The following is a 23,883-nucleotide window of genomic DNA, read 5'->3' on the forward strand; positions in this document are numbered from 1 at the left end:
ATCACATCCACCGAGTCCGGGAGTATCCGCGATGACACCAATCCACCGATCCGGTTTCCTATCCGAATTTCTGCGCGCCCCAAGGACAGTCGCGGCGGTCACGCCCAGCGGTCCATCGCTGGCCGAGGCAATTGCCATCCCCATTCCCAGGGACGGCGACCCCGTCGTGCTCGAATTGGGTCCCGGTACCGGAGCTTTCACGGTGGCGATCCAGCAGCGGCTGGCCGGGCGCGGCCATCACCTCGCCGTCGAGATCAACGACCGTTTCGCGGCGGCGCTCGCCGCTGACTTCCCGCAGGTGCGGATAGCGACGGCCGATGCGTGCGAACTGCGAAATATATTGACCGTCAACGGGTTCGATCAGGCGGACGTTATCGTCAGCGGCCTGCCCTGGGCCGCGTTCGCGCCCGGACAGCAGGACGATCTGCTCGCCGCCATCGTCGACGGCCTGACGCCGGACGGAGTGTTCTGCACCTTCGCCTACACCTCCACCCGCTGGATGCCGCTGGCCCGTCGGCTACGGCGTCGGCTAGCCGATTATTTCGAGGAGGTACTGGCCTGTCGCACCGTTTGGGCGAATATGCCACCGGCCTTCGTCTACTACTGCCGCAGACCGCGCCCGGTGACCGATCGCACCACCGCGCAGGTGCGTGAGGCGTCAGGCATCGGTGACCGTCACGCGACGGTCGCCACGTCTCGGGCACCTCGCACATCCACACTGGGCGGTCGGCCGAAGTGACGGCGGTATTCGCGGCTGAATTGCGAAGGGCTGTCGTAGCCGACGCGGTGGGCGATGGCGGTGACATCGTTCGGTTGCGCGGTGAGCAGCAGGCGGGCCTGTTCGAGCCGGATGCGCTTCTGGAACTGAATGGGACTCTGGGTCGTGACCGCCTGGAAGTTTCGGTAGAACGCCGACGGGCTCATCCCGGACCGGTGGGCCAGATCCGCGACCTGGAACGGTTCGCTGTAGTTGTCACGGATCCAGCGCACGGCCCGGGCGATATGGTGCAGGCCGCTATCGGCGAGTCCGAGCTGGCGGACCACCGGGCCCTGGTCACCGGTGATCAAGCGCCACAACATCTCTCGCTTGATCAGTGGGGCGAGCGCCGTGCGGTCGCGGGGGTGGTCCAGGAGTCGGAGCAGGCGAACCGAGGCATCGAGCAATTCGGGGCCGAGCGTGCCGACCGCGATGCCCGGGGCGGGTGCCGATCGGCTCCGCGTCAAGTCGGCGGGAGCGGCGTCGAGCAGCAGTTCGGCGATGGACGCCGCATCCAGTTCCAGAGCGAAACCCAGTGCGGGACTGTCGGATCGGGCGTCGACGAAATGACCGGTCACCGGTAGATCGATCGATGCGACCAGATATCCGCCCGGGCGGTATTCGTGGACGCGATCGCCGACCGCGAGACGTTTGCAGCCGCGCACGAGCACCGCCAGCACCGTTCCGGACATCTCCAGCGCGGGTGGGCCGGAACGGGTGATCGAGGCGATATGCAATCCATCGATCGCGGTCGTCTGATCGGCGCGAACATGGCGCGCCAGCAGCGCGTCGAGCTCGTCGAAACTCATCTGCCGATTGCAGCACACCGCTTCGTCAAAACTCCGCCGAACGAGAGGATCGGGCAAGTGATCGAGAGTTCTCTTGTACTCGAGCAGCAGTTCAAACGGTGAAATTGAATCAGCACGAGCACCGGACGATTCCATCGTCCGGGAGCATCACACTACACATGAAGGACTTCGACATGACCGTCAACTACGGATTCAACGCGACCCTGACCGCCCGGCCCGGCAAGGCCGACGAACTCGTCGAACTGCTGCTGTCCGGACTGGCCGACGGTAATCCGGGCGCGAGCGAGTACTGCCTGGTCTACCTCGTCTGCCGATCGGCCACCGATCCGAACACGATCCACGTCACCGAGGGCTGGACCAGCGAACAGGACCACCACCGGATCTTCGCCGGCGCGGCCGCCCAGGCGATCGTCGCGCAGGTCAAAGAGCTCGTCGCGAATGAGGGGCCCTACACCGATTACGTCCCGGTCGGCGGCAAAGCAATTCTCTGACAACCGATTTCACTCGAACACCGCAAAGGAAAAACTCATGTCACCTCTTGCCCGCCCCGCCCTCGACCCGGAACTGGCCGCTCTGCTCACCGCGATGCCGCTGGTTCCCGAGATCACGCCCGAGATCCTCACCCAACTGCGCCGGTATCCGTCGACGTCGATCGAAGAGCTGCTGAGCACCCGGTCGGTCGAGCGGCGTGAGGCGATCGCACCCGCCGCCGACGGATCCGATATCGCACTCACCATCCTGACTCCGGCCGCCGCCGAGGCTGCCTCGCCGTGCGTCTACTGGATGCACGGCGGCGGAATGATCATGGGCGACAGGTACTCCCAGCTGGACATCCCGCTGGACTGGCTCGATGCCACCGGCGCCATCGTGGTCACCGTCGACTACCGGCTGGCCCCCGAACACGCGGGCACCATCCCCGTCGAGGATTGCTACCGGGGACTGTGCTGGATCGCCGCGCACAGCGAGGAACTCGGCATCTCCCCCGGCCGCATTATCGTGGCGGGCACCAGCGCGGGCGGCGGCCTCGCCGCCGGGGTCACCCTCATGGCCCGCGATCTGGGCGGACCGGCCATCCTCGCCCAGATTCTGAGCTGTCCGATGCTCGACCACGACAACACCAGCACGTCGAGCCGTCAATACTCCGGCGAGCCCGCGGTCTGGACCCGTGAAACCAACGCCTTCGCCTGGAACGCCGTCCTGGCCGACCTTCCCGCCGACCGGATCCCCGCCTACATCTCGCCCAGTCATGCGGAGGATCTGTCCGGACTGCCGCCCACCTATATCGACGCCGGTTCGGCCGAAGTCTTCCGCGATGAGGACGTCGACTACGCCAGTCGTATCTGGGCCGCCGGCGGCCAGGCCGAACTCCACGTATGGGCGGGCGGCTGCCACGGCTTCGACTCCCTGTTCCCGCACGCCGAACTAGCCGTCGCCGCCCGTCGAGCCCGTACCGATTGGCTTGTCAGAATCCTGAATTCGCCTATGGCGCAGCCGTAAGCCGTTCCTCGCCGACCCCACACCCGCGCGCCGCGCCCGAGCTTGTGTCGAATGCGTTCCGCCATAACAGTTCTGGTCCAACTAGTCTGGATCCGAAACTGGCATGCCGGATTTCGGCATCGGTCGGCGGGCGGGGCGATGGGGCGAAGTACTGACGGGGACGGGGATCCGGCCGGGGGAGCGCCCGAGCCACTCCGCGCGGAGGGGCGTGGTCGCGCCGGACATCGAGCGGCGCGCCTGCTGAAATATCTTGCTGTGCTGGCGGTGGTGGGTTTGCTGGGCTCCTTCGCATTTGGACTGTTCTGGCTCTGGCTGCTGTACGCCTCCTTCTTCCATCCTTCGCACAATCCGTGGGCCGATGCGCCGGAACCGACCCCCGACCCGGTTGTGGTGCAGGCCGGTGGCAGTTGCGGCGCGTTCCATGCGAGCACCTACCCGGTCAGCCCCTGGGTACGCAGTATGCCATCGGCTACCAGGTTTCGGTACTGCACGGTGCGATCAGTTGCGGGCAGGCACGTGAGGTGCTCGACGCCGCGTACCAATCGGCTACCGAGGCCGATCAGGACTTCATCGTGCTCGATACCTGGCACTGTCTCGCGCCGGCGCTGCGCCCGTCAGCGGCGACGCCGGACCGGGGTATCAACTGCCACAGTCAGACCATCGACGTCGCCCTCGACGCGGTGTTTCCGTGAATCCCTCGAATGCGGGCTCGGTACTGCACAGACCGCGATGGCCCGCAACTCGGCGTTCACAGCGGTTTCTCAACGGGCTGCTGCGAGTCTGTGCGCGTGACAAACCCTGTGACGGCGCCTGTTTCGCCCGCGCGTCAGTTGTTGAGCAAAGTGCCCGAGATCAGCGTGCTGTTCTGGCTGATCAAGATCCTGTCCACCGGAATGGGGGAGACGTTCTCCGATTTCCTGGTGAACACCTTTCCGCCGGAGGTGGCGGTCGGTGGCGGAGTGCTCCTGTTGAGCGTGAGTCTGTGGCTGCAATTCCGTGCGTCGAGGTATCAGGTGTGGATCTATTGGACCGCGGTGGTGATGGTGAGCATCGTGGGCACCATGGTCGCCGATATCGTCGATTTCGTGGCGGGTATTCCGCTGCCCGCGTCCACGATTGCGTTCTCGATCGCCGTCGCGAGCATTCTGGCGGCCTGGTACCGCAGTGAGAGAACACTTTCCGTGCACAGCATTACGACGCGGCGCCGGGAGGCGTTCTATTGGGCGACGGTCATGACGACCTTCGCGCTGGGCACCGTGGCCGGGGATCTGACCGCTGCGACCCTGCATCTGGGTTACCTGGCCTCGGCGGTGTTGTTCGGTGTCGCGATCGCCGTGCCCGCCATCGCGCATCGCTGGTTCGGGATGGGCGCGGTCGCGGCGTTCTGGTCGGCCTACGTGGTGACCCGCCCGCTGGGTGCGTCCATTACCGACTGGTTGGCGTCATCGCATTCGGACGGGCTGGGATTGGGGACGGGCTGGATATCGCTCGCGGTGACGATCCCGATGGTGGCCGGAATCGCGGTGGCGGCCCGCCGAGAGCGCTTGCGGCGCAACGAGATCTGAATGTCGATGGAATCGGGACGACGTGGTCTGCGTGGCGCTACACGCTCTCGGTCGGTGAGAAATGCGCGGGCGGGCAGTGCTGTGACGAGTGATGTCCCGACGTCTTCGTGCCATTCGATAACACTCCGGGCAGGCCAGCCGTGTCTCTCAGCGTGTCCACAGCGAGGCTGCGGCAGGGTTGCCGTCATGACACCGTTGATCGCCGAGGACCTGCTGTGGCTATTGCATGATGACCGCACCGGAGAGCCGATGCTCGCCCGTCCGGTCATGGACAGAGTGCTGGCCGGTGCGGTGCTGCTCGAATTGACCAGTGTCGCACCGAACCGGCCGGTGCCGGCGGTACGGATCGTCGAGAACCGCCGCGCACCGCGCGCGATCGCGAACCTCGATACGCCGCTCGCGGACACCGATGGAATTCTGCTCGCCGCGCGGGCGGCGATCGCGGGTAAGCCGCAGACTCCGGCGCGACTGCTCGATGGGCTCGGGCGTGGCTTGCGTGAGGATCTGCTGGTCCGGCTGATCGCGCGCGGGCGGGTGCGATGTGAGCGCACGCGCGTACTGGGTGTGTTCGGGGTCGATAGCTGGCCCACCGTCGACGTGGCGGGCAAACGGCGACTCCGCTCGCAATTGCAGCGGGTACTGCTGGACTGCCATCCCGCGGACTCGAGGACCGCGGGATTGCTCGCGTTGCTGTCGTCGGTGCGCGCCACCGGAGCCCAATGTGCCGGTTGGGCACCGGATGTGGTGGAGCGGCGGGCCCGCGCGCAGCAGCGCGAGGGCGTGTGCGCGCCGGTGGTGCAGGTGATCGAACGCGCCGTGCACACCACTCAGGCGGGCCTGTTCACCGGCGCTGTCTGATCGGATAGTCATGCGGGCGCTCGGTGCGGAACTGGCTTCCGGCACCGAGCGTCCGCTGAGATGGACTCGCTCTCACACACCCAGGGCGGCGGCGAACACCGGCCACGAGTCGTGCAGATCGTCCTGCCAGTACGGCCAGGCGTGCGTGCCGTTGCGGAACACGGTGGTGGCCGGGATACCCAGCGCCGCAAGGCGATCAGTCAGAGACCTGGTGCAGTCGTGCACCACGGTTTCCATGGTTCCGCCGATCGCCAGCCGGTCGGTCAAGCGCGGGACATCGCCGCCGATCGACGGATCGCCGAGGGTGTCGTGGATGCCGGGCGCCCCGTTGCCCGCCGAAATGTACAGCGCCACACCGCGTAACCGCTCGGCATTGAGCACCGCGTCGTTGGCCGCCCAGGCGGGATCACCCGGAGACCACATATTGTCCGGGTTCGCGCCGAACAGCCGGAGCTGCGCCCGCACCATTGCCCGCGAGACCGGATCGTCGGTGCGCGGGCAGCCGCTGTATGAGCCGACCGCCGCGAACCGCCCGGGTGCGGCGGCGGCCAGAGCCAAGGCCGATCCCGCCGACATCGAGGTTCCCGCAATGGCATTGGCGCCGTTCAGCGCGAATCGATCGGACAGCACGGCGGGCAGTTCATCGAGCAGGAAGCTCGACCATTTATTGCGTCCGAGCACCGGATCGTCGGCGGCCCAGTCGGTGTAGAGCGAGGCCCGACCGCCGATCGGCTGGATCACGGTCACCGGTTTATCGGCGAAGAACGCCGCCGCGTCGGTGCGCTGGGTCCAGGGCCCACCCGCCTCGCCGCCGTCGATCGCATTGAGCAGATACAGTGCGGGCGCGGAATGCCCCGGGTGGGAAATCCACACCGGGACAACCCGATCCATCGCCGCCGAATACACGCTGGCCTCGAACTGATTGCCGCCGAGCGGCCGTACGCCCAATAGCGCCGGGCCACCGCCCGGATCGGCGTGCGCCGCAGCGGGCAGCAGCGCCGCCAGCAGCAGGCATATCGTCGTGAGACCCCGCAGCAGGCGGCGAGTCATTATGTGTCCCTTCTGAATACGAGGGTGTCAGTGACAGTTGGAAGGTGCCGGAATGCCCGCGAAACGGTCCGACAGATAGTTCATGGCCCGCATCGCGCCCGGCAGCATCGCGGTGGCGTGATCGCCGCCGATGATGTCGAACTGCACGGGAGTGCCCGCTGCGCAATAGCGTCCGGCCGTGGCCAGCGCTTGATCGAGCGGCACCTGATCGCTGCCGCCGTGCCACTGATAGATCGGCGCGCGCGGCACCTCCGGGGCGACCTCGAGCGCATTGTCGTGCATGGCCGCGATCATGGTCGGATCGTTTTCCATGCCGCGGTTGAACATTTCGCCGATCGAATGACCCGCGCCCGCGGAGATGATGTCATCGGTGCAGGCGTTGGCGATGCGATCACGCAGCGCGAATCCGGCCGGGGTCAGCGCCCGATCCAGTGGCAGCGCGGACGGATATTCGCGTTCGACGCCCATCGCCACCGCGAAACCGAGCCCGAACAACGGATGCGGAGTATCGCCCACCGCGATGGCCATCTTGCCGGGGTTGACCGGCAAACCGCCCTGTGCGGCACCGACAATCGGCAACTCGGGCGCGTACTCGGGTGCCAGCGCGGCGGCGAAACCGGTGGACATCGCGCCACCGGAGTAACCCGCCATGCCGACCGGGGACCCCACGAGTCCGGCGGGCGCGAAGCGCTTGACCGCGCGGATGCCGTCGAGCGTGATCTGTCCGCCGAGGCGAGCCGCACCGTAGGCACTGGTCGGCCCGAGGTGATCGGGCACCGCCAGCGCCCAGCCGCGCGCCAGCAGCATATTGAGCGCGCCCGCCTCCTTGAGCCCGCCGTCGAACAAGGCGTGCGACGGAGCGCATTGCAGGCCCAGGGAATTGACGAACGGCTGATACGACAGCAGCGGACGGTTCGCGCCGCCCCCGGCCGGGATGATCAGGGTCGTGACGGCGGGGATGGGTGCGCCCTGGGAATTGGTCGAGCGAAAAGACAACTGCCACACCGTGGCCCCGGGCCACGGGTGTGCGGCCACCGGCCGGGAACCCAGAATGTCTCCGGGTGCGAAGTCACCGAGATTGGCGGGACCGTAATAGAACCCGTCGGGCTCGGCTATCGGGTAGAGCGCGCCCGCGTGTGCGGCCGGGGTGGCGATGGCGAGCGCCGTCGTCGCTGCCGCCATGGCGACCAGCGCCCGGATCAGCGCCCTGGGTAGAGCCGAGGTGAGCATCGGTGTCCCTTCGGTTGGTCCATCCCCCGAGTAAGACTTCGTCCAGGTGGTAGCTAAAGGTTGGCTCAAATGTGTGATCTGCACCACACCAACCGGTTCGAAGGTGAAGTTCTAAGGCGGTTATCCCTATTCCTCTGAGGTTCAGGCACGTTTGCTACTTGCTAGCCATTCTCGGTCACGGCGGGTGGTCCTGCCGTGCGGCTCGCACGAGTCGGTCGTCAGACGGCTATCGAGACAGTTGCAAAGAAGCTTTGCAAACTACCTTTGCATGAATTATGGTCGGAGCCATGGCAGATCGACCACCCGTTCGGACCATCACCGATATCGCCGTTCTGCGTCTGCTCGCCCATCCGCTGCGCCGCCGGATCGAAGAACAGCTGCGCAAAGGCCCGGTGAATGCCACCTCATTGGCCCAGGCATTGGGCGAGAGCACCGGCCTCACCAGCTATCACCTGCGCCAGCTGGCCAAACACGGCTTCGTCGAGGAGGTCCCCGAACTCGCCAGCGGCAAGGAGCGCTGGTGGCGCGCGGTACCGGGTGACCGCCGCTTCCCCGCCTACAGTGAACAGACCGACGAAATGCGCACGGCCACTGCGGAAATGACCCGGCACAACCTGGCCGAACTGGTCGAACTCTACGAAGCGTACGAGCGCGCGGCGCCCGAGCTGGGGGAGTGGGCCGACGCATTCCTGTTCTCGCGGGCCACGATTCGCGTCGATCCGGCACAGCTGCGCGAGTTCTTCGAGGAATACATCCAACTCGTCCAGCGCTACGGCCTGGCCGACGACTCCGATCCCGACCGAAAAGCCGTGCTGCTGCGCATGTTCGGCTTTCCGGAGATCTGAAGACCGCTCCAAGGGGCTAGCCATGAACCACCTCCCTGTCAGCCGCCTATTCGCCGTCGCATGTGTGCTCGCGCTACTCATGGCGGTCTTGTCCATCGCCCCGGCCGGACCGGCCACCGCCACAACACCATTCGACTGCGACGGCTTCACCTGCACCGACGTGACGTTCACGGGTGGCAACGGCTTGGCCCTGCACGGCACCGTGATCGGCCCGGCTGAGCCACACGCGCAGATGCCGGGGATCGTGCTGGTGGGCGGCGCGGGCCCGGTACCCCGCACCCAAGTCCAGTACGAAGCGCGCGCTTTCGCCGCGGCGGGACTCACCGCACTCGTCTACGACAAACGCACGGACGGCTACTCATTCGCCCACCGAGACTTCTCGCTACTGGCAGACGACACCCTGGCCGCAGTCCAAACCCTGAGCCGCACAACAGGTGTCCGAGCCGATCAAGTCGGAGTCTGGGGATTCAGCGAAGGCGCCTGGGTCGCCCCACTCGCGGCCTCACGTTCCGACGATATCGCTTTCCTGCTCACCCTCGGTGCATCCGGCTTCAGCCCGCTGCGTACGCAAACCTGGAGTCTGGCAATGACATTGCGCCATCGCGGCGCGGGCGGATCACTGAGCGACACCATCGCAGGTCCCGCCGCCCGCCTACTCGGCGACACCGGCGCATTCCCCGAAGCGAACTTCAACCCACTACCCGCCCTCGCCGCCCTGCACATTCCCGTCCTCGCCCTCTGGGGCCAATACGACGTGCAGGTGCCTCCCGCCGAAAGCGCTGCGGTACTGCGGAACACACTCACCGCCGCACCCTCGGTCATCATCGGCTTCCTCCCCGATACCGCACACAACGGCCGCGCGACCACCGACGGATTCGACCGACTCGGCACCGCACCGGGCCCTGGAGCGCCCCGCGGAGCATTCGCACCCGGCTACCTCGACACCATGACCACCTGGATTCACCGGGCAACGGGCGACACCCCACCGCCGTCGTCCGCGGCCACCCCACCGTCCCAACCTGTCACCAGCAGCGATCCCGGCCACGGCTGGACAACCTCCGCGCGAACACAACTGGTCCTGATCGCGGCACTGGTCCTGGCTTTCACCACCTACCTGCTGCGGTCATTCACCCATCGAGATGCCCACCCCGGCCGAACAACCCGCCGCCTGACCCGCGCAGCAGCCGCCAGCGGACTCCTCTCGGTGCTCGCGACCACCGCCTACGTACTCGCGATCCTGTCCTTCAACGCGCGCACAACCGGTCCGATCATCGCGTCCCGTCCACTGGCGTGGGTCATCCTGCAACTGCTGACCCTGCTCACCGCCGCACTATTCGCGGGCCGCGCTTTGGCAGCGGTCCGCACCAAAGCGGCCACCCCGCAGCGAATCTCATCGGCCATCCCACTTCTCGTTGGATGTCTGTGGCTCACCTGGGCAATCACGTGGGGCCTGTTCTCGGTGTGACGCCGGCGTGGTCGCCGCTCCTGTCATTGTCGAATTCACTACTCAATCAGCTGGGGAGACTTGGTGTTCGCGAGATGCCAGCGAGATGCCAGTGGCGTCGGGGATCGTTGCGCGGTTGGAATCCGATTACCGAATGAAAGGCAGCACGATGACCGAATCCCTGCCGGCGAACGCGGTTGTCCGCGTGGGTCGCGCCAGTTTCGATCCCGGCAATTTCGAGAAGTTCGAAGCGCTCATCACGAAGCAGGCGGAGTATCTGGTGCCCGCGATCACGCGGTTGCCGGGACTGCTGCACTGGTACACCGGAGTGTCGCCGGACGGCTCCATGGTGCAGATCAGCATCTGGGACTCCGAGGAGCATGCGAAGCAGATGGACGATCTGAAAGAAATGGCCGTTATCGCCCGCGGCGAGATGGAAGCGATCGGCGGTATCTTCGAACGCCCGATCATCAACTATCCGATGGCCTGGACCATCTGACTGGTGGCGGCCGTGTCGGCCGGTGAGGCAGCCCCTTTCGAAGGGCCTGCCGAAACCACCGACACGGTGCTGCTTCCGCAGACCGTGCTGCGCCATGCGCTCGAGTCCGGCCTGGATCCCGATCGGCTCACCCGTGACTGTGGGCTGGCGGGTTGGCAAACCACCGATCAAACCGTCCGCACCCCGAGTGGCGTATACCTGCGCACCTGGGAAGTGGTGGAACACGCCCTCGGTCGCGAGGATTCGGCCATGCTGATCGCCGATCGGTACGTGATGGGCGAGGCGGGCCTGCACGATTACCTCTTCTCCACAGCGCCGACACTGGGCGCCGGAATGGCGACGGTCGGTCCGTTCATCGGCGCCATCAGCACGAATTTCCATTTCGATCCCGGACCCGAGACCGATACCGAGATCAGTTTCGAGATCACGATGATCAACGGGGAAGGCCGCGGCAAGGATCTGGCGATGCAGTGGGGACACGCGGCTCTGCTGGCACGAAGCAGGCTTGCCACCGGGGTGGCGGTGCGTCCGGTCCGGATCGCGTTCCGCCAGTCCGCGCCGCGGCGATACGCGAGCATGGTCGAGACCCTCGGCACCCACGACATCGAATTCAACGCTCCCGCGGACAGTCTCACCCTGCGCAAATCGGATTTGGACCTGCCGCTGCGAACCGCGGATCCGCACCTGGCCGCGATTCTCCACCGCGTAGCCGCCTCGATGCCCGCTGCACCACCGCGGGCCACCACCTGGCTCGAACATCTGGCCGAGGTGATATCGATTGCACTGGACGATAATTCGGCGACTCTCGACCGCGTCGCCCGCCGTATGTTCCTGAGCCGGCGGTCCCTGCAACGACGGCTGGCCGAACACGACACCACCTGGCGTGCCGAACTGGATCGCGTCCGGCGGCACCGCTTCGAGAGCGTCATCGCCGGTGCGTCCATCACGCGTTCGAAGCAGGCTGTCCTGCTCGGCTACGAGGATCACCGCTCCGTCCGCCGCGCGGCGAGGCGATGGGATAGGGCGCAAGTCGCACGTACGGACCGGCAATGATGCTCATTTCGACGCCCGCTCGTGCCGGAGGTCGTCGGAACCGGTCGCGGATTCGGTCCCGGATCGCAGTAGTAGGCCGCAGCCGACAGCGGCGGCGATCATGACCACCGCGCCGACGGTCGCCGTGATGTCCAGACCGTCGGTGAACGCCGCACGCGCGGCCGCGAGTAGCGAGTCGCCGACCGTGCCGGGCAGGCGAGCGGCGACTCCCACTGCGCCGCCGAGGGTTTCGTGGACGGTGTGGGCGGCTTGCACAGGCAGATCCGAGGGGAGAGCGGTGTCGACGCGGCGCTGATAGCGGCAGCGCCGATGCTGCCCAAAATCGCGATACCCAGCGCGCCGCCCAATTCGCCGCCGGTCTCGAGCACCGCCGCCGCCGCACCCGCGCGCTCGGCGGACACCGCGCCGATGGCCAGATCGGTCACCAGGGTCATCACGATCACCAGGCCCGCGCCCAGTAGCCCCGAGCCGATCAGAGCGGTAACCAGTCCGTGCACGCCGATCGTCGCCAGTACGCCGAATCCCGCTGCGGCGATGGCGAATCCAGTGCACACGACGGCCGCGGAACCCAATTTCGGAGCCAGCGTGGCAGCCGCCGGAGCCGCACCACCGACGAGCAACGCGGGCGCGAGACTCCACAGTGCCGCGATGAAAGGGCTCATGCCGAGGACCGATTGCAGATACTGGGTCACGAACACCGCGTTGCCCACCAGCGCGAACATGGCGAGCAGCTGCGCGGCCACCGATACCGTGAAGGTGCGCTGAGCGAACAGGCTCGCGTCCAGGACCGTATCGGGAACGGTGCGCTGCCGTCGGACGAACAGCACGCCGAAACCGATTCCGGCCAGCAGACACACCAGGCGGACCAGCGTGAATCCGTTTGCCGCCCATTCCTTGAGGCCGTAGACGGCGGGCAGCACCGCGGCCAGTGACAGCAGCGCGCTGACGCCGTCGAACCGATTGCTCACCGCGCCACGGAATTCCGGCAGCAGCACTGGAGCCAGCCCGACCAGCAGCACCATTGCCGGGATATTGATCAGGAACACCGATCCCCACCAGAAGTACTGCAGCAGAGCGCCACTGAGAATCGGCCCGATCGCCACGCCACTGCTCATCACACCCGCCCACACGGCCATGGCTCGGGTGCGGTCACCGTCGTGCACGAAGATATTGCGGATCAACGCGAGTGTGGACGGCATGAGCGTCGCACCCGCGACGCCCAGAATTCCACGAGCGAGGATGAGCGCCTCCGCATTCGGCGCGTACGCGGCGGCGAACGAGGCGAGGCTGAATCCCGTCGCTCCGATGAGCAACAGTCGCCGCCGCCCGAGGCGATCACCGATCGCACCCATCGTCAGCAGCAACCCGGCCAGCACGAAACCGTAGCTGTCGAATATCCAGAGTTGCTGTGTCGCCGAAGGATTCAGATCACCGGCGATGAACGGCACCGCGAAATACAGCACCGACACATCCATCGACACCAGCAGCAAAGGCAGGACCAGCACGGCGAGCGCCGTCCATTCGCGGCGACCCGCACGCTGCGGAGACTGATTGATACTCATTACTCACTCGCTTTCGAAAGGTCTGAAGGACCACCGCGGGCACTGTCCTCCCAGGCCCTGGCACTGCGCTGGCAGCGCCGAATCCGGTAGTGCCGCGATCCCTGGCAGGTCACGGACCCGCTCGATCGAACCTGTGCGCCGGACCGCCAAACGCGAATCCGAATACTCAGGGAGCCAGTCGAGTTCGTCACGGGCACGGGCCAGCTCCGGCGAGGGCGAGACACCCAGCTCCGCACGCAGTAGGTGCCGGGTGGATTCGAACACCACCCGGGCGCGACCCTGCCGACCCCCGGCCGCGAGCACCCGAATGGCTCTCGCGGCCAAGGACTCCCGCAATGGCTGCAGGCGTAGCTCACGCTCGAGTGATGCGGCGAGCTCAGGTCCCCGTCCCAGGGACAGATAGGCGTCCGCGCGCGTCTCGATCGCGTCGAGACGCAGCTCGTTCCATCGGTCCGCATGCCAGCAGAGCTCGGGAACATCGGTCAGGTCCGCGAACGCCGCTCCCCGCCACAGCCCTAGCGCGGCATCGAGCGTGCGGGCTGCCGGACTCGCCGCACCGGCGGCGAGCAATTCGTGCCCTTCGCCCGCCAGCCGGACGAACCGGTGAATATCGATGTCATCCGCATCGATCGCCAACCGATACGCGACTGCCACGAACTCCACCGCGACACCGTGCGGCAACACCGCGCGCAGCCGTTTCACCAGTGTTTGCAACGCATTCGCAGGATCGGCGGGCGGATCGTCACCCCAGATCGTGTCGATCAACGACTCACACCGCACCGGGCGGCCTGGCTCCAGCGCGAGCAATGCCAACAGCATTCGCACTCGCGGACCGCCGACCCGCCGCGCCGGGCCTTCCGTGACCGAAACCTGCGCCTCACCCAGCAGCGCTATCTGCACCACACGTACCTCACTCACCACGAACCGAATGTGGAAACCGCCCACGTATGGGAAGTCTCGCCGCGGATCCGTTGGACCGAGGAGGACGCAATGTGCCAGGCGCGACGCCCGACGTGCCAACTTCCCAATCCCGCGGTCCATCAACCCACCCCGCTCCTCGGACACCACGCATGCGAGGATTGCGCTGCGTTCGATGCTCAATCAATAAGGGAGACTTGGTGTCCGCAAGGTTCGTTGGTGCCGTATCGGTGTGCGCGGGACTCATGATCGGCGTAACCGCCTGCGGGGGTTCGACAAACAGCGAATCCCACGCGCCCGCCAGCTCCACAGCGACCACGGCCGCATCGGTCGCCGACCAATGCCACGCCAAACCGTGGCCCCTCGCCCTGCCCGACTGGCGCGGGCAACGGTTCGATGCGGCGATCCAGGGCGACGGCGCATGCTTCCACGTGACAACCGCCACCGCACCCGACGGACACAATGTCCTGTTCGACAGCGGCGACACCCCAACATATTTCGTCGTCGATCAGACCCCGGCCCCCGGCACGGTGGTGTCCGAGCGGCAGCCTGTTACGGTCAAACTCGCTCTGACACAGGGCGGTTAGTGCTGCGACGCTCCGAGTCGATGGTCGAACCCGTTCGGGTCTTACGCCGAACCCACACTGCGCCTGCCGCAATAGCGAAGGCCAGGTTGAGGTAGATCGCATCGAGTGCGAAGAGCAGGTACCACGCCTGGTTGGGGGCATCGCGGTGAGGGATGATCACGGTCAGCAGGAAGGCGAAGGAGAGGTTCGCGAGTAGACCGGTCAACACCCAGCTCAGAGCGTTGCGCAGACCCTCGCGCCACGGCCTTGCCCTGTGCGTACCGCGTCGGTGAATCCACAGTGCCGAGGCGATGAATCCCGCTGCGGTGGAGAGGCATAGCGCCGCCCACAGGAGTCGATCGTGAAGCTCGTCGCCGGGACTGCGCATGCCAGTGACACCGGCGTATAGAAGGAACGCCGCGTACAAGCCGAGTAGCCCCATCCATGCCCAGCGCAGCACGCTCCGGATGCGTTCGCGCACAAGATGAATGGGATCGCGGTCGGTCCTTGGCCGCGAATCGTCTGGTGTGCGTGCGCTATTTCGGAGCCGAATCACCAAGGCTCCGATGCCGACCGTCATCGCCGAACGGAAGGTGGTCACTCGGGTCTCGATACCCGCGTGACCGACCTTGACGGGCCAGTTCATCGAGGTCCGCGAGCAGGCTCGGACGCATGAGCCGGTACCAGGCGACATAACCGGCGCATACCAACAGGTACAGGACCAGAATCCCGGTCGGCACGAGCCGAAATCCCGCTATCGATGCCTGGGCGACCAACATCGCCGCCGCCCACAGTCCGAACAGGGCGACCACCCATCCTTGGAGCTGTTGGTTCCGCAGTCGGTTCCGCTCGGCGATGATGTGCTCGTGCCACCACGGTGGATGGATTCGATCGGGGAGTCGACGCTCGTCCTGTGCGGTGTAGAACTCGACTTGGAGTTCGCGGGCACCGAATCGGCGGGATGTATCGATCCTGCGAAAGTACGCTCCGCCGGCGAACCCGATGACGAAATACACCACTGCCCACACCGGGCTGGGCCGGCCGAAGGCAGCCAAAATGACCACCATGGACACTCCGCCCAGCATCGGCGCTGACGCCCACCAGCGGCGAAGCGCGCGAAGTGGGCCGCGCAACCCATCCGCCATCGATGCGGTGGAACTGGTTGTCTGCACCGTTCCTCCTGGTGGCTACCGGCATGATGTTCATTCGCTGGTTGGTTGCTAAATTCTGTAACCTCGTTCGGTTGATATCCAGTGAAAGGGCATCAAATGAGATAGCTATCTCATAGCTGTTGTCGATATCGCGGTCGCCGTGCCCGTTCCTCGATGGCTCGTTGGCCAGGCCACCACCCCACTCCGCGCAGGCCGCCCGGTACTCAACAATGACGAGGCGTACCGTCGAAACCGCGGACGGAAGGGGTTTGTATGACCGTCGTGTGGGTGATTGTCGGCATCGTCGTGTTCGCGATTGTCTTGGATCGGGCCCTCGTCTTCGCGGAGCGTCGGGGCTGGATCTCCTCGCGCAGCGAGTCGACAGGTGGCGGTGGGGCGGGGCTGTTCGGGGAATTGCAGGCATTGGTGGCCCCGTCGAGTCAGCACACGCAAGAGGAACTTCGCAGTCGTGAGATGCGCGGCGAACAACTCGAGACGTCCGGGGACCCGCTCGGCGTGGACCTGGCAAACGGCATCGTCCGATTGCCGAGCGCCAATCCTGAGCCGCGCCAGTCGGATCCGCCCAAGGGCTGAATGCTCAGCGGCACGTTGGTCCCGCTGAGCGGGGTGCCGAATTGCGGAAATATTGATTTTCAAAACCCGTCCGCAAGGACTCTTTGCAGTGCTAACGTCTGCCTGCCCGCAAGGGCACTTGACACATGGGAGACGTATGAAAACAACAGCAGCACAAGGCCGTTGGTTTGGGGCGGGCATACTGACCGCGGCGGCTGTCGCCTCGGTGGCGATGGGTGCGGGGCAATCGGTCGCCGACACCACACCGCCCACGCCGACTTCGATCACGATTTCGGGCACCGATCACTATGTGGGGACCGCCTACACGATCACGGTGCACTGCCAGGTGCAGAGCACGGTGGGGGTCGCGATCGACTCGGATCCCTATGACGGTGACCTGCTCGGCGGACGCGCTATCGCCCCGGACGCCAATCTGCTTGCCACCGTGCAGTGGACGCCCACCACCACGGGCACGCACGTGGTCCAGGCATACGGCTGCGCGAGCGGCGCCGGCTGGCCGGGCTCCCGACCGCCGACCGCGACTCTCGCTGTCGTGGTGACGAATGCGCCGCCTGCGAGCACCGGCAGTGCGAGCGGGAGCGCGGGCATCCCGATCATCGGTCCGCTCTTGAGCAAACTGTTCGGCTGATCCGAAAACCAAGTGGGCCCTGACTATTTCGCGGTCGGGGCCCACTCCGATCGTCAGCGTTTGGCGATCGGCTCCTGGAGTTCGGTCACCCAACCATCTTGATCGGCAGGGCATTCCAGGTTGATCTCCCTCGGATAGCCGGTCGAGCGGTAGCCATTCGCATCGATCCAGCGGCCCAGTGTCTGCACGGTCGGCAGCACGGTCGCCATCGAACCGCGATGCACGATGGTCGCCGCACTTTCGATCGGCGGCAGATCCACGATCCGCAATCCGTCATCCTCCCCGACCGGCGCGCTGACCTCGACGCCCGCGTGCACCAGAATCCCACCGTCGGGAGCGTCCTCGTAATACGCGATACCGGGGCCGGAGAGGGCGATCCCCGCCGCCTCCAGGCGTTTGGTCAACTCGCTGTACAGCGGTCCGATGACAGGACTGATGTTATCGAAACCGGTTGCCACACCGGTCAATTCGGCAACCCGCACACTGGGCAATTTCTTGATTACGACATCGTCGGCAGGCATGCGCCCCTCACTTTCGATCGAACGGAGCCTCGCCTCGACCTGAACCAGCCGGTCCGCAGCCGCCTGCATGGCCGCTCCCAACTCGGCCTGCCGCAATCGCAGCATCGCGCGCAGTTCCCCCGTCGTCACCTTCTCGTCCAGGATTTCCTGCACCTGAGCGAGCGTGAATCCGAGATCCTTGAGCGCGACAATGCGATTGAGGCGAGCCAGCTGTGCGGCGTTGTAATACCGGTAGCCGTTGACCAGGTCGACCCGGTCGGGCCGCAACAGGCCGATCGCGTCATAGTGGCGCAGCATCCGGACCGAAATGCGGCCGTGCCGGGCGAAGTCTCCAATGCTGAACATGACCCCTCCTACCTGACCACCTGACACCGTGTGAGGGTCAAGACTCTATCGAGCGACGGTTGAGCGAACCGAAATCCAGTGGTCGCCAACACCACCCCGACGCGATGATGACCGCCATGAGCCGGATCTCCCATTGGCCTCTGGCCGGATTGCGAATTCGCACGCCGAACCTGGAATTGCGACTCCCCGACCTGGATGACCTGGGTGCACTCGCCACCTTGGCGGCCGCGGGCGTCCACGACCCCGCGGTGCAACCGTTCCGAATCGCGTGGACCGATGCCGAGCCCGATGGGGTGGCCCGGAGCGTGATGCAGTGGCATTGGCGCTGCTGGGCCGACTGGCGCGTAGACGAATGGGAACTCAACCTCGTCGTGCTCCGCGATGGTGAGGTGGTCGGCTCACAGTCGGTCGGTGCGAAGGACTTCGCCATCTGCGCCGAGGTCAGCACCGGATCCTGGCTCGGCAGAATCCACCATGGTCGAGGAATCGGCACAGAGATGCGCGCCGCAGTCCTGGCGCTGGCTTTCGGTGAACTCGGGGCCGATACCGCATTGTCGGGCGCCTACGAGAACAACCACGGTTCGAGCGGAGTCTCACGCAAACTCGGCTACGAGCCGGACGGCGTCGAGGTGCACGCGGTGCGCGGCAAACCCCTGGTACTCAACCGATTACGACTGACACGTGCCCGCTGGGAAGCCGGCCGCACCGTGCCGGTCGAGGTCACGGGACTGGCGCAGTGCCTGCCACTGTTCGGGATACCGGCACGCGGTGCGTGATCGCTCGGCCGAGTTTGCTCGGCGAGCGCCCGGGTATGGCGCAGGTGCACACAATCCATCGCGCTACTCGAGGAGGTTCGACATGCCCAAGGAATCGACGAACGAGCGGGAGCACGACTCCGAGCAGCAGGATGAGCGAGCGGTAGCGAGGGATGATCCGGAGGCCACCACCGAGGATCAAGCCGCGAATATGGACTATGAGGGCGACACTCCCCATTGAGGGTCGACTTCGACCGCTCGTAAGGCATCCTGGCCCGGGGTGCCTTGTCAGGGAGGAACTATGGACATCACCGAGCTGATCCTCGATGACCATCGTGAGCAGCGGCGACTGTTCGCGATCCTGGAGCAGATCGATCGCACGGACACCGGTGTGCTGTCGGCGATATGGGGCAGGCTGGCGACATTTCTCGAATTACACGCCCTTGCCGAGGAGGAGATCTTCTATCCGGCATTGCTGCGGGTCGGCGTCGCCGCACACCGTAAGGGCGGGGTCGAGGACGAGACGCTCGACGCGATCCACGACCACAATGAGATTCGGGACGCGATCGCCGATGTGGCATCGCATCCGGTCGGCACCGACGCCTGGTACGCGGCCGTCGCGGCGGCAAACCTGGCCAATAGCGATCACATGGCCGAGGAGGAGCGCGAAGGGCTCACCGACTTCCGTCGCCTGGCCGGGTTGCAGACACGGCACCAGCTTGCGGTGTCGTTCGCTGCGTTCGAGGCGCGGAACTTCGCCGGTGTCGAGCCCGTGGACAAGGACCCCGCCGAGTACGTCCGCGAGGTGGAGCAGGGACAGCGGGTTCAGGCGAGTGGATCGTTGAGTGTCGGCAGCATGAAGCGGAACTGACCTCCACGAACCAGCGGTCGGCCCGGGAAGCCGGGCCACCGTCCGGCGCCGCGCGCGGAACCCGGTTTATGCGGCGGCAAATCGGCAACCCGGGCTTCATGATCGGAAATCTTCGCTCGGTAGTGCTCGACAGTAGGGATCCCGCCGCCTTGGCGAGTTTCTATCAGCGCGTACTCGGCGGCACCGTCGAGACCGCCGATGACACCTGGACGGTATTGACCGACGGCAGGGGGCGTCGACTCGCGTTTCAGCTCGCACCCGAACACGAGCCACCGCGATTCCCGGATCCGCGCGGTTCCCAGCAGTTCCATCTCGACATCGAGGTGGACGAGATCGAGACCGCCCAGCGAGATGTGTTGGCGCTGGGCGCCACTCGGGTGACCGAGGCCGAGGGGGAGCACAACTTCAGGGTCTTTCGTGACCCGGCGGGGCATCCTTTCTGCCTGGTCTGGGCACGATGACGAGCGATAGCTGAGGTCAGGGATGGGTGGCCAGCTCTCGGGCGGAACTGGCGGCGGCCGGCACGGTCGGCCGAGTGGTGTATCGGTAGTGGTCCAGCGGGAAATGCCGGTTACTCCAATACATTCCGGCCTGGGTGGTGGCTCGGAAAGCCGGGCCATCGCCCTGGTAGTTGATGTAGTAGGTGCGTGATTCGGCGCACCCTTGCTTGAACAGGTAGGTGTTCTTGTTGCGCGCGTACATGCGCGCGAAGTACTCATCGTGCGGTTGCTGCCGGATTTCGACGCGAGTGGCGTTGCGGCGCAACGTTTCCTTGATCGCCCGGGCGCTGTGTGCGGCGGTCGCCTCGATGAGCGGGATGACCGAGCCGGGAGCGTAACCGTAGGGGCCGAAGATGTGGAACATATTGGGGAACGAGGGCACCGAGACGCCCTCGTAGGCCTGGTATTTGTTCTGGTCCCAGAACTCGCCCAATTCGATTCCACCGCAACCGTATACGGGATACGGCGGGGTCGCGCCCTTGTCCATGACCTGGAAACCGGTGGCCGTCACGACCATGTCGAACTCGCGCAGCGTGCCGTCTTCGGTGGCGATGCCGTCGGCAGTGAACTTCTCGATCGGATTGGTGATCAGGTCCACGTGCGGCTGGGTGTAGGTCCGGAAATAGGTATTCGAGATCGAAGGCCGTTTGCAGCCGAGCCGGTAGGTCGGGGTCAGCGCCTGGCGCAACTGTGGATCGCGAATCTGGGTGTACAGATAGGCTTTCAATGCCGCCTCGCCGGTCCCGAGCACCGCGGAAGTCAGTCGCGGATAGTCCGACAGTGCGAATCCGATGCCCAGGAACGCGTTCACCGCGACATTGCCGATGAACCGCACCGCCTGCTGCGCGGGCGGAAAGTCCAGTGCGCGATTGCTGACCGTGCCCATCGGGAAATCGGGTTTGGGCGCGACCCATATCGCGGTGCGCTGGAATACCGTCAGCTGTTCGACCTTGGCTGCCAGCTGCGGAATCACTTGTAGCGCAGTGGCTCCGGTGCCGATGACGGCGACCCGCTTACCGCTGTAGTCATAGGAGTGATCCCAGCGCGCAGTGTGCATGAGACGTCCGGAGTAGCTGTCGATGCCCGGAATCGCCGGTGGCTTGGGCTGTTCCAGCGCGCCGACCGCGCTCACCAGAAAGCGCGCGGTGATCTCGTCACCGTCGGTGGTACGCACCCGCCACATATCCGCGGCCTCGTCGAAGCGGGCCTCGCTCGCTCCGCAGCCCAGGCGCAGCTTGCCACGCAAACCCTGCTGATCCACGACCTCCTCGGCATAGCGCTGAATCTCGTTGCCGGGCGCGAAGAATCGCGACCAGCGTGAGCGCTGCTGGAAGGAGAAGTTGTAGATCGGCGAGGGGACGTCGACGGCGACGCCCGGATAGGTATTGGCATTCCAGGTGCCGCCGACGCTGTGCCACTTGTCGATGATCAGGAAGTTCTCGATGCCCGCGCGGCGCAGGGCCGCGCCGGTCCCGATCCCGCCGAATCCCGCGCCGATGACGAGTACGTCGAAGGATGGTGTGCTCTTCGTGCCCATGGGTGTCTCACTAGGTGATCAGGTTCAGCAGCGGCTCGGTCATGGATGTCCGGGCACGAATGCGACAGTGAGCAGCACTCAATTACCGGACAGCAATGTCATCAAAATAAGCTGTCCCAGACAGATTCGCAAGAGTGTGCGCGACGAACGGTTCCGCGGTTACGCCCGATGCTGCGGGTGGTAGTGGCTGAGGAACATGTCGACGCCGTCGCGAATGAGACGATCGGTGAGGTCGGAGTCGATGGAGCTGCCGAAGGAACCCATGATCAGGTGGGGGTAGACGGTCAGTCCGAAGAATTGGATGACCGCTACCTCGGGATCGGGGATCTCCAATTGGCCTCGGTCGCATAGGTCTTGGAGGGCGGCGGCGAGGTTGGCCGCGGATCGCGCCGGGCCGCGCTGCTGCCAGGCGTCGCCCAGTTCGGGGAAGCGATGTAGTTCTGCGGTGACCACATTGCGCAGACCGAGCCGTGAGGGATCGTTCGCGGTGTTGATCAGGGCCCAGGCGATACGGATCAGGGCCTCGCGGGTGTCCTCGGCGTCGGCGAGGTCGGCGCGGACATCGGCCAGAGTGGCGTGGGCTTCGTCCATCGCCTCGCCGATGACCTCGCTGAACAGGTCCTGTTTGCTCTTGAAATGGTTGTAGACGGTCACCTTGGAAACCCCGGCCGAGGCCGCGATCGCATCCATGCCGATGTCGAATCCGTTGCGCACGAACGCTTCCCGCGCGGCGGACACAATCGCCTGGCGGCTGCGTTCGGCGCGCTTGCCGGTGGGAGCCGCAGCGGGGACTCGTTCCTGATCGGTCGTCACAGGTCCCATAGTACCTACTAACTGAACGCTTGAGTACGGATCAACTGTCCTGTACTGTTCAGTTAAGTTAGTCGGACAGCATGGCTTGACGCACAGGAGTGCCCAATGATTTCCGAATCCGCTGTATCCACCCCCGCCCACACCCTCGAGGTCGACGATGCGCGCCTGCACTATGAACTGCGCGGCACCGGCCCCCTGATCGCTCTGGTCGGAGCGCCGATGGACGCGTCGGCGTTCGCGCCGCTGGCCGAGCTGCTGGCGGTCGACCACACCGTGCTCACCACCGATCCGCGCGGAATCAACCGCAGCCCGGTCCATGATCCCGAGCAGGAGTCCACCCCGCAGCTGCGCGCGGGGGACCTGTCGCGGCTGCTCGCACATATCGACGGCGGGCCGGCCACGGTATTCGGTTCCAGCGGTGGCGCGGTCACGGTGCTGGCGCTCGCCGAGGCGCATCCCGAACAGGTGCACACCGTCATCGCTCATGAGCCGCCGTTGATCGAACTACTCGACGATCGGGTGGAACTGCATGCCGGTACCGAGGAGATCATCGCCACCCATCTGAGCGGCGACACGCTGGGCGCCTGGGGAAAGTTCATGAGCCAGGCCAATATTCAGTTGCCCCCGGGCCTGCTGGAGATGATGTTCGGCGGGGAGCGCGATCCGCGCCAGCTCGCCGACGAGCACCGCTGGTTCACCCGTGAGCTACGTGCGACCACGCACTTCTCGCCCGATATCGCCGCCCTCCGCGACGCGAGCGCACGCATCGTGATCGGTATCGGCGAGGATTCGTCCGGGCAGCTCTGCGATCGTTCGTCGCGGGCGCTCACCACGGCGCTGGGTAGCGAACCCACACTGTTCCCCGGTGACCACACCGGATTCGTCGGGGATCCCGACTCGTTCGCGACCCGGCTGCGCGCGGTGTTGCGCGAGAGCTAGTCCGAATCTTTCGATGACATCACGGCTCACTGCCGAACGATCTTCGATACTGTGCGGAGGTGCGAAACGATCCTTTGGTGCCGATGACAGCCGTGGACCCGATGCGAACCGCACCGGCGCTCGATGCCGTCGACCTGGTGCTGCTGGACGAGCTCGCGCGCGATGGCCGTATGACCAATAGCGCGCTGGCCGCGGCCGCGGGAATCGCACCCTCCACCTGCCTGGGGCGGGTGCGAAACCTCGTCGAGCGCGGAGTGATTCGCGGATTCCATGCCGATATCGATCCGGCGGCCCTGGGCCGCGATCTGCAGGCGATGATCGCGGTCCGGGTGCATTCGGACGCTCGCGGCCAGCTCGCCGCCTTCGGTGAGCAGATGGCCGCGGTGCCCGAGGTCGAGAACGTCTATTTCATCGCCGGAGCCGACGACTATCTGATTCACGTGGCGACGGCGAACTCCGACGCCCTGCGGCGGTTCGTGCTCGACAATCTCAGCGCCCATCCCGCGGTCGCCTCGACCGAGACGATCCTGATCTTCGAACACATCCAGACCGCAGGACGCGAATCATCCTGAGCTG

Annotated in this window: 28 protein-coding genes; 19 read left to right on the plus strand and 9 right to left on the minus strand. The window is 65.7% G+C overall.

Annotated features, from left to right (window positions below; all coding sequences use genetic code 11):
• Positions 1-31 precede the first annotated feature (31 nt).
• Complete coding sequence (locus tag ACFC0O_RS14130) at positions 32-739, plus strand: class I SAM-dependent methyltransferase (protein ID WP_375957530.1); 708 nt, start codon at positions 32-34, stop codon at positions 737-739.
• On the opposite strand, the gene ACFC0O_RS14135 is transcribed toward ACFC0O_RS14130, so the two are convergent.
• A complete protein-coding gene (locus ACFC0O_RS14135) occupies positions 676-1,566 on the minus strand; it encodes an AraC family transcriptional regulator N-terminal domain-containing protein (protein WP_375957532.1) in 891 nt (296 codons plus the stop codon). The genes ACFC0O_RS14130 and ACFC0O_RS14135 overlap by 64 nt on opposite strands.
• Positions 1,567-1,739: 173 nt before the next feature.
• Here ACFC0O_RS14135 and ACFC0O_RS14140 point away from each other — a divergent pair, with 173 nt between their 5' ends.
• From ACFC0O_RS14140 to ACFC0O_RS14160, 5 genes are all read left to right on the plus strand, one after another.
• Complete coding sequence (locus tag ACFC0O_RS14140; RefSeq protein WP_375957534.1) at positions 1,740-2,057, plus strand: putative quinol monooxygenase; 318 nt, start codon at positions 1,740-1,742, stop codon at positions 2,055-2,057.
• A 37-nt stretch (positions 2,058-2,094) separates the two neighbouring features.
• Positions 2,095-3,063: an alpha/beta hydrolase gene (locus ACFC0O_RS14145; protein ID WP_375957537.1), complete on the plus strand. Its 969-nt coding sequence runs from the start codon at positions 2,095-2,097 to the stop codon at positions 3,061-3,063.
• A 407-nt stretch (positions 3,064-3,470) separates the two neighbouring features.
• Complete coding sequence (locus tag ACFC0O_RS14150; protein ID WP_375957539.1) at positions 3,471-3,755, plus strand: hypothetical protein; 285 nt, start codon at positions 3,471-3,473, stop codon at positions 3,753-3,755.
• Between the two features lie 150 nt (positions 3,756-3,905).
• Positions 3,906-4,628, plus strand: a complete 723-nt coding sequence (locus ACFC0O_RS14155) for a hypothetical protein (protein ID WP_375960712.1) — start codon at positions 3,906-3,908, stop codon at positions 4,626-4,628.
• 186 nt (positions 4,629-4,814) lie between these two features.
• Entirely contained in the window at positions 4,815-5,486 is a 672-nt protein-coding gene (locus tag ACFC0O_RS14160) for a GPP34 family phosphoprotein (RefSeq protein WP_375957542.1), read from the plus strand.
• 72 nt (positions 5,487-5,558) lie between these two features.
• Here the strand turns inward: ACFC0O_RS14160 and ACFC0O_RS14165 are convergent, their stop codons facing one another.
• Both ACFC0O_RS14165 and ACFC0O_RS14170 read right to left on the minus strand, forming a co-directional pair.
• Positions 5,559-6,536, minus strand: a complete 978-nt coding sequence (locus ACFC0O_RS14165) for an alpha/beta hydrolase (protein WP_375957545.1) — start codon at positions 6,534-6,536, stop codon at positions 5,559-5,561.
• A gap of 27 nt (positions 6,537-6,563) precedes the next feature.
• Positions 6,564-7,766 carry a lipase family protein gene (locus ACFC0O_RS14170; RefSeq protein WP_375957548.1) on the minus strand — a complete coding sequence of 401 codons (1,203 nt, stop codon included), beginning with the start codon at positions 7,764-7,766 and terminating at the stop codon, positions 6,564-6,566.
• Between the two features lie 287 nt (positions 7,767-8,053).
• Here ACFC0O_RS14170 and ACFC0O_RS14175 point away from each other — a divergent pair, with 287 nt between their 5' ends.
• The 4 genes from ACFC0O_RS14175 (at position 8,054) to ACFC0O_RS14190 (ending at position 11,607) form a co-directional block, all read left to right on the plus strand.
• The gene (locus ACFC0O_RS14175; protein WP_375957551.1) at positions 8,054-8,611 is read left to right on the plus strand and encodes an ArsR/SmtB family transcription factor; all 558 of its coding nucleotides are present in this window, start codon (positions 8,054-8,056) and stop codon (positions 8,609-8,611) included.
• Positions 8,612-8,633: 22 nt separating this feature from the next.
• A complete protein-coding gene (locus ACFC0O_RS14180) occupies positions 8,634-10,076 on the plus strand; it encodes an alpha/beta hydrolase family protein (protein ID WP_375957553.1) in 1,443 nt (480 codons plus the stop codon).
• 148 nt (positions 10,077-10,224) lie between these two features.
• A complete protein-coding gene (locus tag ACFC0O_RS14185) occupies positions 10,225-10,554 on the plus strand; it encodes a hypothetical protein (RefSeq protein WP_375957556.1) in 330 nt (109 codons plus the stop codon).
• 3 nt (positions 10,555-10,557) lie between these two features.
• On the plus strand, positions 10,558-11,607 hold the full coding sequence (locus ACFC0O_RS14190) for an AraC family transcriptional regulator ligand-binding domain-containing protein (protein ID WP_375957559.1): 1,050 nt from the start codon (positions 10,558-10,560) through the stop codon (positions 11,605-11,607).
• Between the two features lie 98 nt (positions 11,608-11,705).
• Here the strand turns inward: ACFC0O_RS14190 and ACFC0O_RS14195 are convergent, their stop codons facing one another.
• Both ACFC0O_RS14195 and ACFC0O_RS14200 read right to left on the minus strand, forming a co-directional pair.
• On the minus strand, positions 11,706-13,169 hold the full coding sequence (locus ACFC0O_RS14195) for an MFS transporter (RefSeq protein WP_375957561.1): 1,464 nt from the start codon (positions 13,167-13,169) through the stop codon (positions 11,706-11,708).
• Between the two features lie 3 nt (positions 13,170-13,172).
• Entirely contained in the window at positions 13,173-14,087 is a 915-nt protein-coding gene (locus ACFC0O_RS14200; RefSeq protein WP_375957563.1) for a BTAD domain-containing putative transcriptional regulator, read from the minus strand.
• A 200-nt stretch (positions 14,088-14,287) separates the two neighbouring features.
• Here ACFC0O_RS14200 and ACFC0O_RS14205 point away from each other — a divergent pair, with 200 nt between their 5' ends.
• Positions 14,288-14,674 (plus strand): hypothetical protein, encoded by a 387-nt coding sequence (locus ACFC0O_RS14205; protein WP_375957566.1) that lies wholly within the window; start codon positions 14,288-14,290, stop codon positions 14,672-14,674.
• On the opposite strand, the gene ACFC0O_RS14210 is transcribed toward ACFC0O_RS14205, so the two are convergent.
• On the minus strand, positions 14,646-15,254 hold the full coding sequence (locus ACFC0O_RS14210) for a hypothetical protein (RefSeq protein WP_375957569.1): 609 nt from the start codon (positions 15,252-15,254) through the stop codon (positions 14,646-14,648). The two genes, ACFC0O_RS14205 and ACFC0O_RS14210, sit on opposite strands and share 29 nt — an antisense overlap.
• Positions 15,255-16,077: 823 nt before the next feature.
• Here ACFC0O_RS14210 and ACFC0O_RS14215 point away from each other — a divergent pair.
• The gene (locus ACFC0O_RS14215; RefSeq protein WP_375957572.1) at positions 16,078-16,398 is read left to right on the plus strand and encodes a DUF6191 domain-containing protein; all 321 of its coding nucleotides are present in this window, start codon (positions 16,078-16,080) and stop codon (positions 16,396-16,398) included.
• 136 nt (positions 16,399-16,534) lie between these two features.
• A complete protein-coding gene (locus ACFC0O_RS14220) occupies positions 16,535-17,026 on the plus strand; it encodes a hypothetical protein (RefSeq protein WP_375957575.1) in 492 nt (163 codons plus the stop codon).
• Between the two features lie 53 nt (positions 17,027-17,079).
• On the opposite strand, the gene ACFC0O_RS14225 is transcribed toward ACFC0O_RS14220, so the two are convergent.
• Positions 17,080-17,892: a MerR family transcriptional regulator gene (locus ACFC0O_RS14225; RefSeq protein ID WP_375957578.1), complete on the minus strand. Its 813-nt coding sequence runs from the start codon at positions 17,890-17,892 to the stop codon at positions 17,080-17,082.
• A gap of 116 nt (positions 17,893-18,008) precedes the next feature.
• Between ACFC0O_RS14225 and ACFC0O_RS14230 the strand changes: the two genes are divergently transcribed.
• From ACFC0O_RS14230 to ACFC0O_RS14245, 4 genes are all read left to right on the plus strand, one after another.
• Complete coding sequence (locus tag ACFC0O_RS14230; protein ID WP_375957581.1) at positions 18,009-18,668, plus strand: GNAT family N-acetyltransferase; 660 nt, start codon at positions 18,009-18,011, stop codon at positions 18,666-18,668.
• A gap of 82 nt (positions 18,669-18,750) precedes the next feature.
• The gene (locus ACFC0O_RS14235) at positions 18,751-18,888 is read left to right on the plus strand and encodes a hypothetical protein (RefSeq protein ID WP_375957583.1); all 138 of its coding nucleotides are present in this window, start codon (positions 18,751-18,753) and stop codon (positions 18,886-18,888) included.
• Positions 18,889-18,948: 60 nt separating this feature from the next.
• Positions 18,949-19,518 (plus strand): hemerythrin domain-containing protein, encoded by a 570-nt coding sequence (locus ACFC0O_RS14240; protein WP_375957586.1) that lies wholly within the window; start codon positions 18,949-18,951, stop codon positions 19,516-19,518.
• Between the two features lie 98 nt (positions 19,519-19,616).
• Positions 19,617-19,979 (plus strand): VOC family protein, encoded by a 363-nt coding sequence (locus ACFC0O_RS14245; protein WP_375957589.1) that lies wholly within the window; start codon positions 19,617-19,619, stop codon positions 19,977-19,979.
• A 16-nt stretch (positions 19,980-19,995) separates the two neighbouring features.
• On the opposite strand, the gene ACFC0O_RS14250 is transcribed toward ACFC0O_RS14245, so the two are convergent.
• Both ACFC0O_RS14250 and ACFC0O_RS14255 read right to left on the minus strand, forming a co-directional pair.
• On the minus strand, positions 19,996-21,555 hold the full coding sequence (locus tag ACFC0O_RS14250; RefSeq protein ID WP_375957592.1) for a flavin-containing monooxygenase: 1,560 nt from the start codon (positions 21,553-21,555) through the stop codon (positions 19,996-19,998).
• A gap of 159 nt (positions 21,556-21,714) precedes the next feature.
• Complete coding sequence (locus ACFC0O_RS14255; RefSeq protein ID WP_375957595.1) at positions 21,715-22,368, minus strand: TetR/AcrR family transcriptional regulator; 654 nt, start codon at positions 22,366-22,368, stop codon at positions 21,715-21,717.
• A gap of 105 nt (positions 22,369-22,473) precedes the next feature.
• Here ACFC0O_RS14255 and ACFC0O_RS14260 point away from each other — a divergent pair, with 105 nt between their 5' ends.
• Positions 22,474-23,307 carry an alpha/beta fold hydrolase gene (locus tag ACFC0O_RS14260; RefSeq protein WP_375957598.1) on the plus strand — a complete coding sequence of 278 codons (834 nt, stop codon included), beginning with the start codon at positions 22,474-22,476 and terminating at the stop codon, positions 23,305-23,307.
• Positions 23,308-23,390: 83 nt separating this feature from the next.
• Positions 23,391-23,879 (plus strand): Lrp/AsnC family transcriptional regulator, encoded by a 489-nt coding sequence (locus tag ACFC0O_RS14265; RefSeq protein ID WP_364651262.1) that lies wholly within the window; start codon positions 23,391-23,393, stop codon positions 23,877-23,879.
• Positions 23,880-23,883: the final 4 nt, after the last annotated feature.

The sequence above is a fragment of the Nocardia sp. NPDC056100 genome (assembly GCF_042266325.1).
In the GTDB taxonomy this organism is placed as follows: domain Bacteria; phylum Actinomycetota; class Actinomycetes; order Mycobacteriales; family Mycobacteriaceae; genus Nocardia.

What these genes read in the sequence shown, in the direction of transcription:
- ACFC0O_RS14130 (WP_375957530.1), top strand. Translation starts at nt 32, where the DNA reads ATGACACCAATCCACCGATCCGGTTTCCTATCCGAATTTCTGCGCGCC.
- ACFC0O_RS14135 (WP_375957532.1), bottom strand. Translation starts at nt 1,566, where the DNA reads ATGAGTTTCGACGAGCTCGACGCGCTGCTGGCGCGCCATGTTCGCGCC.
- ACFC0O_RS14140 (WP_375957534.1), top strand. Translation starts at nt 1,740, where the DNA reads ATGACCGTCAACTACGGATTCAACGCGACCCTGACCGCCCGGCCCGGC.
- ACFC0O_RS14145 (WP_375957537.1), top strand. Translation starts at nt 2,095, where the DNA reads ATGTCACCTCTTGCCCGCCCCGCCCTCGACCCGGAACTGGCCGCTCTG.
- ACFC0O_RS14160 (WP_375957542.1), top strand. Translation starts at nt 4,815, where the DNA reads ATGACACCGTTGATCGCCGAGGACCTGCTGTGGCTATTGCATGATGAC.
- ACFC0O_RS14165 (WP_375957545.1), bottom strand. Translation starts at nt 6,536, where the DNA reads ATGACTCGCCGCCTGCTGCGGGGTCTCACGACGATATGCCTGCTGCTG.
- ACFC0O_RS14170 (WP_375957548.1), bottom strand. Translation starts at nt 7,766, where the DNA reads ATGCTCACCTCGGCTCTACCCAGGGCGCTGATCCGGGCGCTGGTCGCC.
- ACFC0O_RS14175 (WP_375957551.1), top strand. Translation starts at nt 8,054, where the DNA reads ATGGCAGATCGACCACCCGTTCGGACCATCACCGATATCGCCGTTCTG.
- ACFC0O_RS14180 (WP_375957553.1), top strand. Translation starts at nt 8,634, where the DNA reads ATGAACCACCTCCCTGTCAGCCGCCTATTCGCCGTCGCATGTGTGCTC.
- ACFC0O_RS14185 (WP_375957556.1), top strand. Translation starts at nt 10,225, where the DNA reads ATGACCGAATCCCTGCCGGCGAACGCGGTTGTCCGCGTGGGTCGCGCC.
- ACFC0O_RS14195 (WP_375957561.1), bottom strand. Translation starts at nt 13,169, where the DNA reads ATGAGTATCAATCAGTCTCCGCAGCGTGCGGGTCGCCGCGAATGGACG.
- ACFC0O_RS14215 (WP_375957572.1), top strand. Translation starts at nt 16,078, where the DNA reads ATGACCGTCGTGTGGGTGATTGTCGGCATCGTCGTGTTCGCGATTGTC.
- ACFC0O_RS14220 (WP_375957575.1), top strand. Translation starts at nt 16,535, where the DNA reads ATGAAAACAACAGCAGCACAAGGCCGTTGGTTTGGGGCGGGCATACTG.
- ACFC0O_RS14225 (WP_375957578.1), bottom strand. Translation starts at nt 17,892, where the DNA reads ATGTTCAGCATTGGAGACTTCGCCCGGCACGGCCGCATTTCGGTCCGG.
- ACFC0O_RS14230 (WP_375957581.1), top strand. Translation starts at nt 18,009, where the DNA reads ATGAGCCGGATCTCCCATTGGCCTCTGGCCGGATTGCGAATTCGCACG.
- ACFC0O_RS14235 (WP_375957583.1), top strand. Translation starts at nt 18,751, where the DNA reads ATGCCCAAGGAATCGACGAACGAGCGGGAGCACGACTCCGAGCAGCAG.
- ACFC0O_RS14240 (WP_375957586.1), top strand. Translation starts at nt 18,949, where the DNA reads ATGGACATCACCGAGCTGATCCTCGATGACCATCGTGAGCAGCGGCGA.
- ACFC0O_RS14245 (WP_375957589.1), top strand. Translation starts at nt 19,617, where the DNA reads ATGATCGGAAATCTTCGCTCGGTAGTGCTCGACAGTAGGGATCCCGCC.
- ACFC0O_RS14250 (WP_375957592.1), bottom strand. Translation starts at nt 21,555, where the DNA reads ATGGGCACGAAGAGCACACCATCCTTCGACGTACTCGTCATCGGCGCG.
- ACFC0O_RS14260 (WP_375957598.1), top strand. Translation starts at nt 22,474, where the DNA reads ATGATTTCCGAATCCGCTGTATCCACCCCCGCCCACACCCTCGAGGTC.
- ACFC0O_RS14265 (WP_364651262.1), top strand. Translation starts at nt 23,391, where the DNA reads ATGACAGCCGTGGACCCGATGCGAACCGCACCGGCGCTCGATGCCGTC.